We start from the raw sequence: 15223 nt of genomic DNA on the forward strand, positions 1-15223 counted from the left end.
CGGGCAAGCCCGCGCAGGCGTTTGCTCAGTCACCAGCAGACTTGAAGCCGGCCGGGTTATCATGCCCGCCCGCTCCCGCTTCGATTGCAGATCATGACTTACAGCGTCTCCCCCATCGGCTTCGTGCGCTCCTGCTTCAAGGAGAAATTCGCCATCCCCCGCCAACCGCAACTGGCTCCCGCTGCCCGTGGCGTGCTGGAACTGGTGGCGCCGTTCGATCAGGGTGACGCCGTGCAGGGGCTGGAGCAGGTCAGCCATGTCTGGCTGCTGTTCCTGTTCCATCAGGCCCTGGAAGACAAGCCACGGCTGAAAGTGCGTCCACCACGGCTGGGCGGCAACAAGTCCATGGGGGTGTTCGCCACCCGCGCCACCCATCGCCCGAACGGCATCGGCCAGTCCGTGGTGAAACTGGACAAGGTCGAGGCCCATCGCCTGTTCATCTCCGGCATCGACCTGCTGGACGGCACGCCGATTCTCGACATCAAACCCTACGTGCCCTACGCCGACATCATCGGCGAAGCCTCCAACAGCATCGCCAGCGCCGCGCCGGTCCTGATCGACGTGCAGTGGACGGACGCAGCCTTGCAACAGGCCCACGGGCACGGGCAGCGCCTTGGCGAACCGTTGGTTGAGCTGATCGAGCAATGCCTGGCCCAGGACCCGCGCCCGGCGTATCAGACGCCTGCGCCTGAGCGCGAGTACGGCGCGCAGTTCTGGGATCTGGACGTGCGCTGGCACTACCCGACGCCGCAGCAGATTCGGGTGCTGGAAGTGATTCCCGCCGGGGCGTGACCCCGAAAACGAAAAAGCCCGCGCTGCCTGTTCAGGCAACGCGGGCTTTTTCCATTGTGGGAGCCGGCAAGCCCGCTCCCACCGATTACCGCTGCTTACTTCTCGACGAACGCACGCTCGATCAGGTAGTCACCCGGCTCGCGCATGCGCGCCGAGATCTTCAGGCCGAAGCTGTCGAGCACTTCGCTGGTCTCGTCGAGCATGCTCGGGCTGCCGCAGATCATCGCGCGATCGTCCTGCGGGTTGATCGGTGGCAGGCCGATGTCGCTGAACAGCTTGCCGCTGCGCATCAGGTCGGTCAGACGACCCTGATTCTCGAACGGTTCGCGGGTCACGGTCGGGTAGTAGATCAGCTTGTCACGCAGCGCTTCGCCGAAGAACTCGTTCTGCGGCAGGTGCTCGGTGATGAACTCGCGGTAGGCGACTTCGTTGACGTAACGAACACCGTGGACCAGGATCACTTTTTCGAAGCGCTCGTAGGTTTCCGGGTCCTGGATCACGCTCATGAACGGCGCCAGACCGGTGCCGGTGCTCAGCAGGTACAGATGCTTGCCCGGGTTCAGGTCGTCCAGCACCAGGGTGCCGGTAGGCTTCTTGGAGATGATGATCTCGTCGCCTTCCTTCAGGTGCTGCAACTGGGAAGTCAGCGGGCCATCTTGTACTTTGATACTGAAGAACTCGAGATGCTCTTCCCAGTTCGGGCTGGCGATCGAGTAAGCGCGCATAAGCGGGCGGCCGTTGGGCTGTTGCAGGCCGATCATCACGAACTGACCGTTCTCGAAGCGCAGGCCCGGATCGCGGGTGCACTTGAAGCTGAACAGAGTGTCGTTCCAGTGGTGAACACTGAGGACACGCTCGTGGTTCATGTTGCTCATGTACGTGGGACTCCTGGATATTGGGTCTGCGCTTGCACTGCTCGTAGGGAGAGCGCCGACGGTGCGCAATTGCATCGCATTCTAATAGCGCCGACAATATCTGTTAACTGGATTATTAAGATAAGGGTTATCGGTTATATCGATATGCGATTTACTCTCCGTCAACTGCAAGTCTTTGTCGCCGTCGCCCAGCAGGAAAGCGTCTCCCGTGCTGCGGGGCTGCTCAACCTGTCGCAATCGGCGGCGAGCACTTCCATCACCGAACTGGAGCGCCAGTCCAGCTGCCAGCTGTTCGATCGCGCCGGCAAACGCCTGAGCCTCAACGCCTTGGGCAAGCAATTGCTGCCGCAGGCGGTGGCGATGCTCGATCAGGCCAAGGAAATCGAAGACCTGCTCAACGGCAAGTCCGGTTTCGGCTCGCTGTCGGTGGGCGCAACCCTGACCATCGGCAATTACCTGGCGACCCTGTTGATCGGTGGGTTCATGCAGCGTCATCCGGAAAGCCAGGTGAAACTGCATGTGCAGAACACTGCCAATATCGTGCAACAAGTCGCCCACTATGAAATTGATCTGGGTCTAATCGAAGGCGATTGCAGCCACCCGGACATCGAAGTGCAGAGTTGGGTCGAGGATGAGCTGGTGGTGTTTTGCGCCCCGCAACATCCGTTGGCCAAGCGCGGCAGCGCGACCATGGAGGAATTGACTCACGAAGCGTGGATTCTGCGCGAACAGGGCTCCGGCACGCGCCTGACCTTCGATCAGGCCATGCGTCACCATCGCAGCGCACTGAATATCCGCCTGGAGCTGGAACACACCGAAGCGATCAAACGCGCGGTGGAATCAGGTTTGGGGATTGGCTGCATCTCGCGCCTGGCGCTGCGCGACGCTTTCCGGCGTGGCAGCCTGGTGCCGGTGGAAACGCCGGATCTGGACCTGGCGCGGCAGTTTTATTTCATCTGGCACAAACAGAAATACCAGACCTCGGCCATGCGCGAATTCCTCGATCTGTGCCGCGCCTTCACCGCCGGGGTGCAGCGCAGCGACGAGATCGTGTTGCCGAATATCGCTTAAAGCAGAATCACTGCCCACACCAGGGCAATCATGCTCAACGCCACGAATTGCGCGGCGCTGCCCATGTCCTTGGCGTTCTTGGACAGCGGGTGCAGCTCGAGGGAAATGCGGTCGATGGCCGCTTCCACCGCCGAGTTCAGCAACTCGACAATCAGTGCCAGCAGGCACACGGCGATCAGCACCGCCTGTTCAACGCGGCTGACATTCAGAAAGAACGTCAGCGGAATCAGCACCACATTGAGCAACACCAGTTGACGGAACGCCGCTTCGCCGGTGAAGGCCGCACGCAGGCCGTCCAGCGAATAACCGGAAGCGTTGAGGATGCGTTTCAGGCCCGTCTGGCCCTTGAAAGGTGACATAAAGTAGATAACCGACCAAAAAGAAGTGGGAAAGCTAGATCAACGAAAGTCAAAAAAGCGTGAAGATGCCAGCCGTTATTGGCTCGGAATTGACTCAAGTTGTTGCAGCAACAAAGCCGCCTGGGTACGGGTGCGCACATTCAGCTTGCGGAAAATCGCCGTGACGTGGGCCTTGATGGTCGCCTCGGAGACGTTCAGCTCATAAGCGATCTGCTTGTTCAGCAGTCCTTCGCACACCATGGTCAACACGCGGAACTGTTGCGGCGTCAGGCTGGCGAGGCCATCGCTGGCGGCCTTGGCTTCCTCGGAAACGCTGACCGCTTCGAACGCCTGGGGCGGCCAGAACACGTCGCCATCCAGCACTTTGCGCACCGCTTGCTGAATCACGCTCAAGTCGCTGGACTTGGGAATGAAGCCACTGGCCCCGAACTCCCTGGACTTGACCATCACCGAAGCTTCTTCCTGGGCCGACACCATCACCACCGGAATCTGCGGGTATTGACCGCGCAGCAGCACCAGCCCGGAAAATCCGTAGGCGCCCGGCATGTTCAGGTCCAGCAGCACCAGATCCCAATCGGCCTTTTCCGTCAGGCGCGCTTCCAGTTCGGCAATGCTCGCCACCTCCACCAGACGCACCTGCGGGCCGAGGCCCAGCGTCACCGCCTGGTGCAGTGCGCTACGAAAAAGAGGGTGATCATCGGCAATCAGGATGTCGTATGTGGCCATTTTTCAAATGATCCTGTTTTTGATGGCTGGCCCGTGCATTCGGGCCGTGCCAAGGCAACTCGAGACACCGCCGGGCAGCGGTGTCCACAGGGGCGCGTTCAACGCCAATCACAAGCGAATCGCGGCGTATCAAACCTTGGCCGCACCCCAATCGGCGCCAAGCATGCCCAGCGAAGCCGGGGTGGTCAAGCAACAAGGCCCCTGCTTTAGCAGTATGGGCCACTATCCGGCCTGTATCGCCTGCGTGTTACCTATAAAAGGCAGCAACTCGGCGTGGGCCGGGGTCGCCAGGTTCACGTCCAATTGCTGCTTGGCGCCCAGATAATGCTGGCTGAACACGTCGAAATAGGCGTCGAGCGCCGAGGCGGCAGCGGTATCGCCCGCCAGCTCCAGGCACAACGCCGCCACTTCGGCGGTGCACAAGTGCTCGCTGCGGGTCGAACGGCGCAGGCGATAACGCGACAGTCTGTCGGGCAACAGGCTGAGGATCGGCAACCGGTCGAAGTACGGACTTTTGCGAAACATCTTGCGCGCTTCGGTCCAGGTCGCATCCAGCAGAATGAACAACGGCCGCTTGCCGTTATCCAGATCCACCGTGTTGGTAACCCGCGACGGCTCGACATATTCACCGGGGAACACCAGATACGGCTGCCATTGCGGATCGTTGAGCAGCGCCAGCAACTGTTCGTCGATTTCCGTACGCGACCAGATGAACGCGTGATTATCGCGAACCACGTCGGCGATCAGCCAACCGGTGTTGCTGGGTTTGAACACTTCCTTGCCGGTCATGATCAGGCAGACACCGCTGCGGGTTTCGACCGTCGGACGCCAGGCGCACAGGCAATGGCTGATGATCACCCGACAATCCCGGCAACGCTCGGAGCGAAAACCCCGGGCCTGAATCGGCTTGATACCCTCGTCCTCGCGCTGATCGCGCAGGCGGGCTACGGCGTTGGGGGCATGGCTCATCGCAGGCATGGCCGGCAGACAGGAAAACTCGACACGAACAACACTCGGCAGGGCAATAAAGGCCGGCAGTTTACCAGAGCGACGGGCACAAGCCTGTACCCTCCCGACCGGCTCCCCTATAATTCGCCGCCACTGAACGCACAGCCCCGTGGCTGGTCGAACCACCAGTCACTGAACCAGGAGAGTTTCATGCTGCGCCTTATCGTTCCCACCGCTGCCATTCTGCTGGCGTCGTCCTTCTGCGCTCAGGCTGCCTCCCTGAAAGAGCAAAACCTGAACCGCGAGCTGCGCAATGTCGCAGAACAAAGCAACGTCGGCACGCCACGGGCGATCAGCGAAGACATTCTCGATCAGGGTTATACCGTCGAAGGCACTACGCTGATCAACCACCTGAGCGTGCAAGCCAGTCACGCCGAGCAGATGCGTTCCAACCCCAAGGCCGTGTATTTCCAGCTGGGCGCCTCGGTCTGCAACAACCCGTCGTACCGCAAGCTGATGGCCAAGGGCGCGATCATGCGTTATGACTTCAGCGAAGTGAAAACCAACAAGGCGATCGGCTCGGCAAGCTATCAGGACTCGGATTGCCCGAAAGCCGCCCCGGCGAAAAAGAAGTAATCATCGCGAATTGGCGCGCCGCTGTTCATCCTCGGCGCGCAGTTCGGCCAACAAGGCCTGCAAGTAACGCGAGCGCCGCTCTCCTCCCGCCAGACGGCGGCAGCACTCTTCCTCGAAACTGACATGGTTGGTTTCGGCCGATGCTTTCAGTAATCGATACAGTTGCGTATCGATCTCCAGAGTCACTCTGGTCATGTATCCCGCCTCCTTGCACCCACAATTCCTTGAAAAGCGTGCGTCCTGCGTCCCGTCAGTGACGCAAGGTTGTCTTACAGCGCCTGTAAATTAGTAAATCAGACGCCCCGTCGGCCGGTGCAGCTTCAGACGAGCGGCAACGCCACGTTGCAAAAATGACACAAACGGTTACCTGGAAAGACTTTGGGGCACAAAGATTTAATCAGCGGATAATCCGCCGAGGGTCTAGATTCAAAGTATTCCCGATCACTTTTTCACGGCAGTAAAGGAGCTGCCGGCGAAGGTATTTTTGCAGCGCGGCACTGAAGCCGCCCGACAGGGCCAAAGAGTTCTGTGCAGAAGGAGACAGTTGCATGCCTTACCAACCGAATGACCTGCTCAGCCGTCATTTTCAGGAAAGCGGCCACGACCTCATCAACAAGGTCGAAGAACAACTCAACCTGGTTTCCCCCAACAGCCCGAACATTCCGATCTATCGCGACATGATCCTGACCGTGCTGCGCATGGCCCAGGAAGACCACAACCGCTGGAACGCCAAGATCACCCTGCAAGCGCTACGCGAACTGGAACAGGCGTTTCGTACCCTTGAGCGCTTCCGGGGCCGACGCAAGGTCACGGTATTCGGCTCGGCACGCACGCCGGTCGAACATCCGCTGTATGCAATGGCCAGGCAGCTTGGCAGCGAACTCGCCGGCTCGGACATGATGGTGATCACCGGGGCCGGCGGCGGAATCATGGCGGCGGCCCATGAGGGCGCCGGCCGCGATCACAGTCTGGGCTTCAACATCACCCTGCCCTTCGAGCAGCACGCCAATCCTACGGTGGATGGCACCGGCAACCTGCTGCCGTTCCACTTTTTCTTCACCCGCAAACTGTTCTTCGTCAAGGAAGCCGACGCACTGGTGCTGTGCCCGGGCGGTTTCGGTACCCTCGACGAAGCCCTGGAAGTGCTGACCCTGATCCAGACCGGTAAAAGCCCGCTGGTGCCGGTGGTGTTGCTGGACGCACCCGGCGGCACATTCTGGCAAGGCGCGCTGGACTTCATTCGCCAGCAACTGGAGGAAAACCGCTACATCCTGCCAACCGACCTGAAACTGGTGCGTCTGGTCTACAACACTGAAGAAGCGGTGCAGGAGATCAATCAGTTCTACGGCAACTTCCACTCCAGTCGCTGGCTCAAGCGTGAGTTCGTGATCCGCATGAACCACAAGCTCAGCGATCAGGCACTCGATCACCTGCAGGAAGCCTTTGCCGATCTTTGCCTGAGCGACCGGTTCCACCAACACATCTATAGCGGCGAAGAACACGATGAGGCCCAGTTCAGCCATCTGGTGCGCCTGGCTTTCGCGTTCAACGGCCGCAATCACGGACGTCTGCGGGAATTGGTGGACTACATCAACTTGCCGGAAAACTGGGCTCATTCAAAACCACAGACCGCACAGCGCAGCCACGAGTCGTCGAAGGTAACGTGAAGGCAAAAAAAAACGGCCCGCTATCGAAATAGCGGGCCGTTTTCTTTTATTAGCGAAGCTTAATCGTCCATCCCTCGACCGCTGAACAAGCGATTGATCATCTCCATCGAAAACCCCCTGTACGCCAGAAACCGGCCTTGTTTGGCTCGTTCCTTGGCGTCGACGGGCAGATGTCCGGAGAACTTGCGTCGCCAGGTCTCCTCCAGCTGTTCCTGCCAACGGATACCACTCTCACGCAAGGCGAGTTCGATATCGGTGCGCTGCAAACCTCGTTGGCTCAGCTCTTCGCGTATCCGCAGAGGGCCGTAGCCGGAACGAGCGCGGTAGGAAACAAAACTTTCGAGGTAGCGGGCTTCGGAAAGCAGCCCCTCTTCCGTCAAACGGTCGAGGGCGGTTTCGATCATCTCGGATGGAGCACCGCGCTGACGCAGTTTACGCGTCAGCTCGACTCGACCATGCTCGCGGCGTGCGAGCAAGTCCATTGCGGTTCGCCGCACCGCGACGAGGGTATCGAGTACGGCGGTCGTCATCGGTGCAATCAGATATCAGCATCAGCCAGGTCGTCTTCGGTCTCTTTGACCGCAGAAGCCTTGGCGTCAGCGACCGCTGCTGTCGACAGCAGCTTGTCACGCAACTGTTTCTCGAGTCGTGCAGCGACTTCCGGATTATCCGCCAGAAACTTGGCCGAGTTGGCCTTGCCTTGACCGATCTTGGCACCTTCATAGGCATACCAGGCGCCGGACTTCTCGACGAAGCCGTGCAGCACGCCCAGATCGATCATCTCGCCGTTGAGGTAGATGCCCTTGCCGTAAAGAATCTGGAACTCGGCCTGACGGAACGGCGAAGCCACCTTGTTCTTCACAACCTTAACGCGGGTTTCGCTACCGACCACTTCGTCGCCTTCCTTCACCGCGCCGGTACGGCGGATGTCGAGACGGACCGAAGCGTAGAACTTCAGCGCGTTACCACCGGTGGTGGTTTCCGGGCTGCCGAACATCACGCCGATCTTCATCCGGATCTGGTTGATGAAGATCACCAGGCAGTTGGCGTTCTTGATGTTACCGGTGATTTTACGCAGCGCCTGGGACATCAGACGGGCCTGCAGGCCTACGTGCATATCACCCATTTCGCCTTCGATTTCAGCCTTCGGCACCAGGGCGGCTACGGAGTCGACAATGATGACGTCTACCGCGTTGGAACGCACCAGCATGTCGGTGATTTCCAGGGCCTGTTCGCCGGTGTCCGGCTGGGAAACCAGCAGGTCGTCGACGTTGACGCCCAGCTTGCCGGCGTATTCAGGGTCGAGGGCGTGTTCGGCATCGACGAATGCGCAGGTCGCGCCGGCTTTTTGCGCCTGGGCGATCACCGACAGCGTCAGTGTGGTTTTACCGGAAGATTCAGGACCGTAGATTTCAACAATACGGCCTTTTGGCAGACCGCCAATGCCGAGCGCGATGTCCAGACCCAGAGAGCCAGTAGAGATGGATGGGATCGCCTGACGGTCCTGATCGCCCATACGCATTACGGCACCCTTGCCGAATTGACGTTCGATCTGACCCAGGGCCGCAGCCAAGGCTTTCTTCTTGTTGTCGTCCATTAAAGTCCTCACGTAATCAATAAGGCCTGACGGCCAACACCTGTATAAGTAGACAGTATTACACCACAGCGCTCGAGGATCGCCTACCCCTGATTTTCGATTTCTCGTGCCGCTAGTCGCAGCAGCCCCTCTAGCGCGGCCTTGACCGTTTGTCGGCGGACTTCGTCGCGGTCACCGGCAAAGTGCTGCAGCTCGCTGGAAACCGCGTCACCCACGCCCCAGGCCAGCCACACCGTACCCACCGGTTTGCTCGGTGAACCGCCGTCCGGGCCGGCCACGCCGCTGACCGCCACGGCAAAGCGCGCCAGACTTTCTTGCTGCGCACCGCGCACCATGGCTTCGACCACCTCGCGACTGACCGCGCCGACGCTGTCGAACAGCGGCGCCGGGACATTCAGTTGGCGGGTTTTCTGCCGGTTGGAGTACGTCACATAACCGGCCTCGAACCACGCCGAACTCCCCGGGATCCGTGTGATCGCTTCGGCAATCCCGCCGCCGGTACAGGACTCGGCCGTGGTGACATGGGCGTTGAGCAATTGCAGACGTCGGCCAAGTTCGGCAGCCAGTTGAGTGATCTCTTTCACGACGCTCTCCGGATCGAGTGGAATGAGCACCACCGTACACGAGCCGATTGCGCTTTCAAGACACAGAGTCATTCAAAATGTGCGGGCGCCAGCGCTCTGATATAGGCCTGGCAGGCCTGCAGGGCAATCAATCCACGGTCGCCGGTGTCGGTGATGGCGACAATTCGTTGAGCATGCGCCGGGTCAAGTCGGGCGCGTACGGCTGCATGATCCACGCCGCCGGGGCCGGAGGCGGCGGGCAGGTTGCAGCCCTTGGCAACGTCGCCGGCATCGACGAGGACTGACAGGCGCAGATCAGCAGTGGCAAGACGATCGCGCAGGCGATCCTGATCACGTTGGGCATCGCTCATGGCTCGGTAATGGGTCTGTTCACTGGCCGTGAGCCGTTGCTCCAGGGCCAGACGCTTGTCCTGCTCGGCCTGTTGCGCGCTGGCAGCCGTCAGGGTCAGTTGATTGAGGGTTTCGGCGTGCAATCGGGCCTGCTCGGCCAATTGCCGGCCGTAGCGCCAGTCCTGAAACTGCCACGCCAGGGCAGCAGCCACCACGGCAAGCAACAGGCTGCCGATCAGACGCCAGGGGATTGGCATAGCACCGCCCTCGCCCGCGCCCAGATGTCCAGGCGATCCTGCAAACCGTTCAACCCGCCGTTGATACGCCGGGTGATGCTGTTGAACTGATCACGGTCGGCCAGTTCGTTCAAGCCGTTTTGCGCCCAGAACCACGCGGCGGACTCGGCCGCCCACTGCGGTTGCTCGAGCAGTTCCGGCAACGCCAGCAGACGCTCGTCGCCAAACAGCCCGAGGCTGCACTGGCGATAGTTGTTGCGCCCGGTAATCTGGATCAACCCACGACCACGGTACTTCTGCCCGTCGCCATCGGCTTCAGGGGTGTTGCCCAGACGCAGCGCCAGCGTGCCCGTGTCGTATTTGCTCAGGTATTGGTTGTTGCCCAGTTCGCGCACGTATTGCAGTTGCCCCGACTCATGCCCGACCTGCGCGAGAAACGCCGCGACACGCTTGGGCGTGTCGATGTGATGGCCGGCCATGGCGGTGTTTAGCGCGGAAACAAAAACGCCCGCTTGGGAGCGGGCGTTGGGCAGGATGTTCAAAAGATCCTGTTCAGTTAATTGCATAATTTTTGGTTCTCCCTGGATGCTCCGATTGAATCATGACTGGCCGGAAAACCCCGCCAGCCACTTTTTTGCCAGAGTTTTCAGGGTGCCGTCCTGCACCTGAGACTCAGGGGACGAATACACCCAGCCGAGGGTGCCGAAGTTCGCCGTCCAGTCGATTTGTGGCGCTGGAATGACATCGGTGATGTCGACCCAGAGCAGATCCGGGTGAAACATTTCGCTGATATTGCCTTCGGTGGAAAACAGCTCGGCCACGGTGTTTTCGACGATGCGTGCGTAGGTTTTCATCAGGCGTACTCGTAGATGATCACAATGCCTGGCGCTCCTGCGCCCCCGGGTCTTGCAGGCTGACTGAATGAGTTTGCAATGCCACCCGCGCCCGCTCCGTAACCGCTTCCCGGCGCTGCCAGACTCAATGCGACACTACTACCAAATCCACCGTTACCCAACGCAGTGTTGGCACCGTGACCGGCGAGTATCGAACCGGTGAGGCATATACCTGGGCTGCCTGCGGCTCCGGCAGTATTGACGATATTTCCCCCTGACGGTTTGCCGCTGGGAAAACCTCCGACATACAGACCGAAGCCGGGCAACGTCAGTGGATCGTTGTAAGGGGAGCCGCCCCCTCCGGTCGCGGAAACCAGCGTACCGAGCGAACTGGTCCCACCCGGTCCCCCACTCGTATTGGTCGATCCACCTGCTCCACCCGCTCCCACGGTAATGACCTGACTGGTATTTACCGTTTCGAACGATAACCAAGCCTCGGCGTAGCCACCGGAAGCACCTCCTCCCGCGACCGAGATCTGAGTTGAGTTCGTCGCAGCAATACCCGTACTACCACCACCGCCACCCACCACTTTGACCAGTACATTCCTCATCCCCACCGTGGGCGTATAAACCCCGCTGGCAGTAAATGTCCTGACCCCCAGCAAGCGTCCACTCACAGAGTTGCCACCACTGGCGTACACCAGCAGCCAGCTATCCCGAGCCGCGCTGTACACCACCGAACACAGGCTACCCGCAACGATTTCGGCAGGCCGCAATGCACTGAGCGCCTGGCTCAAGAGCGGCTTGGGCAACAATCCATTCGGCGCGAACGTACTCGCTCCGGTATTGGCATTGCCGGCGGTGAAGCGCAGCACCAGACCATCCTTGAGCGCAGTAATGGCAGGTGCATAGTTGGCCATGTACAGATTGGCCGCGCCGATATCCGCCGCGTGCTTGTCCTCGCCCGCCTGACTGATCTTCTTCACCGCCAGCAGCAATTGTGTGGCGTCACTCTCGCTCGGCTCGAGCCCTGCGGCCTTGACCACATTCAACAGCTCATCGGTCACGCCATTGCCCCAAGTCGCCGGGATCAGCGATCCCGGCAATCCTGCAACCGCGTCTTCGTTTACAAACTTGCCGTTCACCAGCCCGATGCCGGGAACGCTTTTTGGATAGTCCACTTCAATTCCTCATGACAAGGCCGACGCCTCAGCCGTTGGCCTGTAACAAATCTTCAAGCCAGTCCGGCTCGACGGGGCGCGAACGCACCTGCGGAAACTCCGGATCATTCGGCCATTCGCGCAGTGCCTGGCGATAGGCGAGCAGCTGCTTGAACTCTTCGGCGCGCAGCGTCGTACCCTCGCCCATCTCCAATTCCTCGGCGTCGCGCAGCACCAGCCATTGCGTGGCTTGCAGGATGTTGTTGCGCCATGCGCGCTCGCGGGCGGCCAGGATTTCCGGGGAGATGAACGGATCGATCAGCAGCGGCTGCCCACTGGCACTGGCGCTGATGATCTTGCCGGTGGCCTGTCCGGCAAAGAGTTCGGTGTATTGGGCGCGGGTGATTTCCACGGCCCCCTCGGGCAACTCCGGATAGGGGCTGTCGACCAGGTCAAAACCGCGTGTCTGTGCGTAAAAATAAATAGCCATGGTTATCGTCCCCAAACCAATATGCGGCCTGAAATTCCCGGCTCGGCTTTTACGCTCGAGGCGATGACATTTCGAACCCGGGCGGCGGCTGTCGTTGTAGTGGAATTCGCCGCGTCAAACGCCCAGACGGTCACGTTGGAGGAGCCCCAACCTGCCGGATAGCCTTCGTTGGCGACACCGCCCAGCACAGCATTGGGAAACGTCATCGGCAACGACACGGTCATGTTGCCGTTCGCATCGGATCCCCCCGTCACCCACTGCAGGATCAACCCGCCGGGAAACTTCTGATAACCCGACGGGGAAAACTGCGCCGCGAAAAAAGCCGAATACTTCAGCGCTGCCGTGCCATAAACGACCCAGACACCGGACTCGCGCACGAAGGTCGCGCTTTCACCGTTGTTCATCACGATCGAACTCAGATACGCCCCTTGTGGGCTGATCTGCGTACCGGTTTTGCTGGCTACCGTGACCGCTGCGCTGTTTCGGCAATGCAGGCTGATAGTGGCGCCGCTGGGCACCGAAGCGGTGTCCGGCAGCGTCACGGTGTAAGCGGCATTTCCGCCCAAACCGATCGAGCAGCCCACATCCGCCAAGGTCAATTGCGTTGCAGCGGAAATGCTTCGCGCACTGGCGTAATTGCCAAGCGCCCGCTGCACGAATTCGGACGTCGCGGCGGATCGGCTGACATCGAATTGCGCCGCCGTGGCGAACAACGCCGGACTGCGCAACGCGTCGAGCAACTGGTGTGTGTTCGCCTCGTCCGGTGTCATTCCGGCAGCCTGTACAACGCCGAGAATTTCCTGGGTGACGCCGTTGCCCCAGGTTGCCGGGATCAACGAACCCGGAGTACCGGCAAGCGGATCTTCATCCACGAAGCGGCCATTCACCAACCCGACGCCGGGCACACTTTTGGGATAGTCCATCGATCATCTCCTTGTAAAAATTCGCGTCAGCCTTCCAGGGCCAACCACAGCGGCGCTGAAGGCCGGGTTGCCGCGGCCGGAAAACCATCCGTCGCCGGCCAGTCGCGCAGGGCCTGACGATACTCGAGCAGTGCCAGATATTGCCCGGCGGACAGCGTCGGGACGCGACCCAATTCCTGCTCGTCGCGATGGCGGGTCATCAGCCATTGAGTGCCTGACAGCCGGGACTCGCGCCAGGTGCGCGCCGGCTCGTCATTCATGATCGATGTCGCCTGGGTCAACATTGGGGTCTCCGGCACGGGCGCAGGTTCAGCGCGGCGCTGGAGGTCACCCAAGGGAGAGCCAATTTCGACCTCAATACCCTCGGGCACCGGCACCATGGCTTCGACAAACGACGGGGCATACAGCTGGGCAATGTCGAAATCACCGGTATCGATCAGCTCGACCGCTACACCGTTTTCGATTCGTGCATATCGGGCCATTACGCGTACTCCCAGATTTCACAGAAGGCGTTGCCGCCAATGCCACTCACGACCGTAGCGGACGTACTGTTGGAGCAGGTGCCGCTGCTGCCCGAACCTCGAACGCCCGCCCAGCCATTTCCGTTCACACCGGTGAAGGGGCCGCCGCCATCGAACGGACTTGCAGCACCACCACCGGAGAGCACTCCCCAATTGTTGTTGAACATCGCAAAACCTCCGGACACGCCGCGCGCATTGATCAGATTGCCGCCCGTGACCACCTGGCCTCCGGTTCCGCCCTGAACAAACCCGGACGCCGTTGCCGTCACGGCGACAGTCAGGATCTGCCCCCCCATGCCGCCCGCAGCGCTCATGTAGGCACCAAAAGATGCACCACCGCCGGCCTGCCCGATTGCGCTGCGCGCAGCACCGCCGGCACCCAGAGAAATAGGTACGCCGGCGAGTATTTCCGGCGTGACGTCATACAGGCTTTCGGCATAGGCGCCCGATCCACCGCCACCGCCAATGGCTACCGAGTTGGCCGGAATCGGGCCGCTACCGCCCCCCGAACCGCCAGCCCCGACCAACCGCACACGGATCCGTTTGGCCCTGGGATCGGGCCGGTAAACCGTGATCCCGACCGTGTCGAACTGCTTGACCGCCAACAGTCGCCCCGTGGCATCGCTGATGCCATAACCGCTCAACGTGGTCGGGGTGTTTTTCAGTTTGGTGAAGTCGACCAGGGCACCGATGGCCGTCGCCAACTGGTCGGTTTTCGCTTCATCAGGCGTCAGCCCGGCGGCCTTGATGGCGTTGAGAATTTCTTGGGTAACGCTGTTGCCCCACGCAGCGGGGATCAACGACCCCGGCGTTCCGGCCACGGGGTTTTCATCGACAAACCCGCCGTTGACCAGACCGACGCCGGGGATGGTTTTTGGATAGTCCATTACATCGTTCTCCGGAACGTATCAGACGTCTAACACCGCACCGGGCACTGCCGGCCAGGTGATTTCCTCGGGGAAACCGCTCTGTTTTTCGATACGGTTCAACTCCACGCTGTACAGCTTCCAGTCGAGCAGTTGCAGTTGCTCGTCGTGGCTGGCATCACCGATGTCTTCGGCGTATTGCAGCGGGGCGATGCGCAGGACGGCATCGCGCAACAAAGCATCGCGTCGAACGAACGCAAGCCTTTTCGAATCCGCCAACCGGGCCTGCTCATCAAGCTGCCAGGCGCCATCGGACCAGACATGAAAACCACCCGGCCATGGCTCGCGGGTAAAGCCGTCCGGCAACCCGCCCAATGCTGTCCAGGTTTGCCGAGTGCCGGTGTCGGTGCGGTACACGTCACCGCGCAGGTCGGGTTGCTGTTGCAGGGCGCCGCCGACATAGGCCCAAGCGAACCCCTCGGCCGCAGGAGAAAGCTCGACGCCCAGCGTTACAGCGTTGCTCGGCAGTTGCACACCGATACCCGGCACCAGTGGAAACTCGACAGGCCCGGACAACGCACCGCTGTCGTCTATCAGGTAATTGAACAT

The 15223-nt window shown here is 60.6% G+C and carries 21 protein-coding genes; 4 read left to right on the forward strand and 17 right to left on the reverse strand.

Features of this window, described 5'->3' with window-relative positions:
• Window positions 1–93 precede the first annotated feature (93 nt).
• Window positions 94–792 carry a tRNA (N6-threonylcarbamoyladenosine(37)-N6)-methyltransferase TrmO gene (tsaA, locus tag KVQ74_RS18225; protein ID WP_217832568.1) on the forward strand — a complete coding sequence of 233 codons (699 nt, stop codon included), beginning with the start codon at window positions 94–96 and terminating at the stop codon, window positions 790–792.
• A gap of 95 nt (window positions 793–887) precedes the next feature.
• On the opposite strand, the gene fpr is transcribed toward tsaA, so the two are convergent.
• A complete protein-coding gene (fpr, locus tag KVQ74_RS18230) occupies window positions 888–1667 on the reverse strand; it encodes a ferredoxin-NADP reductase (protein WP_007908723.1) in 780 nt (259 codons plus the stop codon).
• A gap of 144 nt (window positions 1668–1811) precedes the next feature.
• Here fpr and KVQ74_RS18235 point away from each other — a divergent pair, with 144 nt between their 5' ends.
• Window positions 1812–2738, forward strand: coding sequence for a LysR family transcriptional regulator (locus KVQ74_RS18235; protein ID WP_217832569.1), 927 nt, complete (start codon window positions 1812–1814; stop codon window positions 2736–2738).
• Here KVQ74_RS18235 and KVQ74_RS18240 read toward each other — a convergent pair.
• The 3 genes from KVQ74_RS18240 to KVQ74_RS18250 all read right to left on the reverse strand — a co-directional run bounded on the left by KVQ74_RS18240 (window position 2735) and on the right by KVQ74_RS18250 (window position 4792).
• Window positions 2735–3097, reverse strand: coding sequence for a diacylglycerol kinase (locus KVQ74_RS18240; protein ID WP_042607041.1), 363 nt, complete (start codon window positions 3095–3097; stop codon window positions 2735–2737). The genes KVQ74_RS18235 and KVQ74_RS18240 overlap by 4 nt on opposite strands.
• A gap of 75 nt (window positions 3098–3172) precedes the next feature.
• The gene (erdR, locus tag KVQ74_RS18245) at window positions 3173–3823 is read right to left on the reverse strand and encodes a response regulator transcription factor ErdR (protein ID WP_217832570.1); all 651 of its coding nucleotides are present in this window, start codon (window positions 3821–3823) and stop codon (window positions 3173–3175) included.
• Between the two features lie 222 nt (window positions 3824–4045).
• Window positions 4046–4792 (reverse strand): tRNA-uridine aminocarboxypropyltransferase, encoded by a 747-nt coding sequence (locus KVQ74_RS18250; RefSeq protein ID WP_217832571.1) that lies wholly within the window; start codon window positions 4790–4792, stop codon window positions 4046–4048.
• A gap of 189 nt (window positions 4793–4981) precedes the next feature.
• On the opposite strand from KVQ74_RS18250, the gene KVQ74_RS18255 reads away from it, so the two are divergent.
• Entirely contained in the window at window positions 4982–5407 is a 426-nt protein-coding gene (locus tag KVQ74_RS18255) for a PA3611 family quorum-sensing-regulated virulence factor (RefSeq protein WP_217832572.1), read from the forward strand.
• On the opposite strand, the gene KVQ74_RS18260 is transcribed toward KVQ74_RS18255, so the two are convergent.
• On the reverse strand, window positions 5408–5602 hold the full coding sequence (locus KVQ74_RS18260) for a hypothetical protein (protein WP_217832573.1): 195 nt from the start codon (window positions 5600–5602) through the stop codon (window positions 5408–5410).
• A gap of 353 nt (window positions 5603–5955) precedes the next feature.
• On the opposite strand from KVQ74_RS18260, the gene KVQ74_RS18265 reads away from it, so the two are divergent.
• A complete protein-coding gene (locus KVQ74_RS18265) occupies window positions 5956–7074 on the forward strand; it encodes an LOG family protein (protein ID WP_217832574.1) in 1119 nt (372 codons plus the stop codon).
• A gap of 59 nt (window positions 7075–7133) precedes the next feature.
• Here the strand turns inward: KVQ74_RS18265 and recX are convergent, their stop codons facing one another.
• The 12 genes from recX to KVQ74_RS18325 form a co-directional block, all read right to left on the reverse strand.
• Window positions 7134–7604, reverse strand: coding sequence for a recombination regulator RecX (recX, locus tag KVQ74_RS18270; protein WP_217832575.1), 471 nt, complete (start codon window positions 7602–7604; stop codon window positions 7134–7136).
• A gap of 8 nt (window positions 7605–7612) precedes the next feature.
• On the reverse strand, window positions 7613–8671 hold the full coding sequence (recA, locus tag KVQ74_RS18275; protein WP_217832576.1) for a recombinase RecA: 1059 nt from the start codon (window positions 8669–8671) through the stop codon (window positions 7613–7615).
• Between the two features lie 83 nt (window positions 8672–8754).
• Entirely contained in the window at window positions 8755–9255 is a 501-nt protein-coding gene (locus KVQ74_RS18280; RefSeq protein ID WP_217832577.1) for a CinA family protein, read from the reverse strand.
• Window positions 9256–9323: 68 nt separating this feature from the next.
• Window positions 9324–9842 carry a lysis system i-spanin subunit Rz gene (locus KVQ74_RS18285; protein WP_217832578.1) on the reverse strand — a complete coding sequence of 173 codons (519 nt, stop codon included), beginning with the start codon at window positions 9840–9842 and terminating at the stop codon, window positions 9324–9326.
• Window positions 9821–10387: a glycoside hydrolase family 19 protein gene (locus KVQ74_RS18290; protein ID WP_217832579.1), complete on the reverse strand. Its 567-nt coding sequence runs from the start codon at window positions 10385–10387 to the stop codon at window positions 9821–9823. Before KVQ74_RS18290 ends, KVQ74_RS18285 begins: the two co-directional genes overlap by 22 nt.
• Before the next feature lie 33 nt (window positions 10388–10420).
• Window positions 10421–10675 carry a hypothetical protein gene (locus KVQ74_RS18295; RefSeq protein ID WP_217832580.1) on the reverse strand — a complete coding sequence of 85 codons (255 nt, stop codon included), beginning with the start codon at window positions 10673–10675 and terminating at the stop codon, window positions 10421–10423.
• On the reverse strand, window positions 10675–11835 hold the full coding sequence (locus KVQ74_RS18300; RefSeq protein WP_217832581.1) for a glycine-rich domain-containing protein: 1161 nt from the start codon (window positions 11833–11835) through the stop codon (window positions 10675–10677). The genes KVQ74_RS18295 and KVQ74_RS18300 overlap by 1 nt, the downstream gene beginning before the upstream one ends.
• Before the next feature lie 28 nt (window positions 11836–11863).
• Window positions 11864–12304 carry a phage tail assembly chaperone gene (locus KVQ74_RS18305; RefSeq protein WP_217832582.1) on the reverse strand — a complete coding sequence of 147 codons (441 nt, stop codon included), beginning with the start codon at window positions 12302–12304 and terminating at the stop codon, window positions 11864–11866.
• Between the two features lie 2 nt (window positions 12305–12306).
• A complete protein-coding gene (locus tag KVQ74_RS18310; protein ID WP_217832583.1) occupies window positions 12307–13227 on the reverse strand; it encodes a gp53-like domain-containing protein in 921 nt (306 codons plus the stop codon).
• A gap of 26 nt (window positions 13228–13253) precedes the next feature.
• Window positions 13254–13709, reverse strand: coding sequence for a phage tail assembly chaperone (locus tag KVQ74_RS18315; protein WP_217832584.1), 456 nt, complete (start codon window positions 13707–13709; stop codon window positions 13254–13256).
• Entirely contained in the window at window positions 13709–14635 is a 927-nt protein-coding gene (locus tag KVQ74_RS18320; RefSeq protein WP_217832585.1) for a glycine-rich domain-containing protein, read from the reverse strand. The genes KVQ74_RS18315 and KVQ74_RS18320 overlap by 1 nt, the downstream gene beginning before the upstream one ends.
• 21 nt (window positions 14636–14656) lie before the next feature.
• On the reverse strand, window positions 14657–15223 hold the full coding sequence (locus KVQ74_RS18325) for a tail fiber assembly protein (protein WP_217832586.1): 567 nt from the start codon (window positions 15221–15223) through the stop codon (window positions 14657–14659).

It is taken from the genome of Pseudomonas botevensis (assembly GCF_019145475.1).
Taxonomy (GTDB): Bacteria; Pseudomonadota; Gammaproteobacteria; order Pseudomonadales; family Pseudomonadaceae; genus Aquipseudomonas; species Aquipseudomonas botevensis.

Bases quoted from the DNA above. Each gene is read 5' to 3' on its own strand.
- KVQ74_RS18285 (WP_217832578.1), bottom strand. From the start codon at position 9,842: ATGCCAATCCCCTGGCGTCTGATCGGCAGCCTGTTGCTTGCCGTGGTG.
- KVQ74_RS18295 (WP_217832580.1), bottom strand. From the start codon at position 10,675: ATGAAAACCTACGCACGCATCGTCGAAAACACCGTGGCCGAGCTGTTT.
- KVQ74_RS18305 (WP_217832582.1), bottom strand. From the start codon at position 12,304: ATGGCTATTTATTTTTACGCACAGACACGCGGTTTTGACCTGGTCGAC.
- KVQ74_RS18250 (WP_217832571.1), bottom strand. From the start codon at position 4,792: ATGAGCCATGCCCCCAACGCCGTAGCCCGCCTGCGCGATCAGCGCGAG.
- KVQ74_RS18315 (WP_217832584.1), bottom strand. From the start codon at position 13,709: ATGGCCCGATATGCACGAATCGAAAACGGTGTAGCGGTCGAGCTGATC.
- KVQ74_RS18240 (WP_042607041.1), bottom strand. From the start codon at position 3,097: ATGTCACCTTTCAAGGGCCAGACGGGCCTGAAACGCATCCTCAACGCT.
- recX (WP_217832575.1), bottom strand. From the start codon at position 7,604: ATGACGACCGCCGTACTCGATACCCTCGTCGCGGTGCGGCGAACCGCA.
- KVQ74_RS18290 (WP_217832579.1), bottom strand. From the start codon at position 10,387: ATGCAATTAACTGAACAGGATCTTTTGAACATCCTGCCCAACGCCCGC.
- KVQ74_RS18325 (WP_217832586.1), bottom strand. From the start codon at position 15,223: ATGTTCAATTACCTGATAGACGACAGCGGTGCGTTGTCCGGGCCTGTC.
- fpr (WP_007908723.1), bottom strand. From the start codon at position 1,667: ATGAGCAACATGAACCACGAGCGTGTCCTCAGTGTTCACCACTGGAAC.
- KVQ74_RS18235 (WP_217832569.1), top strand. From the start codon at position 1,812: ATGCGATTTACTCTCCGTCAACTGCAAGTCTTTGTCGCCGTCGCCCAG.
- KVQ74_RS18265 (WP_217832574.1), top strand. From the start codon at position 5,956: ATGCCTTACCAACCGAATGACCTGCTCAGCCGTCATTTTCAGGAAAGC.
- KVQ74_RS18320 (WP_217832585.1), bottom strand. From the start codon at position 14,635: ATGGACTATCCAAAAACCATCCCCGGCGTCGGTCTGGTCAACGGCGGG.
- tsaA (WP_217832568.1), top strand. From the start codon at position 94: ATGACTTACAGCGTCTCCCCCATCGGCTTCGTGCGCTCCTGCTTCAAG.
- recA (WP_217832576.1), bottom strand. From the start codon at position 8,671: ATGGACGACAACAAGAAGAAAGCCTTGGCTGCGGCCCTGGGTCAGATC.
- KVQ74_RS18260 (WP_217832573.1), bottom strand. From the start codon at position 5,602: ATGACCAGAGTGACTCTGGAGATCGATACGCAACTGTATCGATTACTG.
- KVQ74_RS18310 (WP_217832583.1), bottom strand. From the start codon at position 13,227: ATGGACTATCCCAAAAGTGTGCCCGGCGTCGGGTTGGTGAATGGCCGC.
- KVQ74_RS18255 (WP_217832572.1), top strand. From the start codon at position 4,982: ATGCTGCGCCTTATCGTTCCCACCGCTGCCATTCTGCTGGCGTCGTCC.
- erdR (WP_217832570.1), bottom strand. From the start codon at position 3,823: ATGGCCACATACGACATCCTGATTGCCGATGATCACCCTCTTTTTCGT.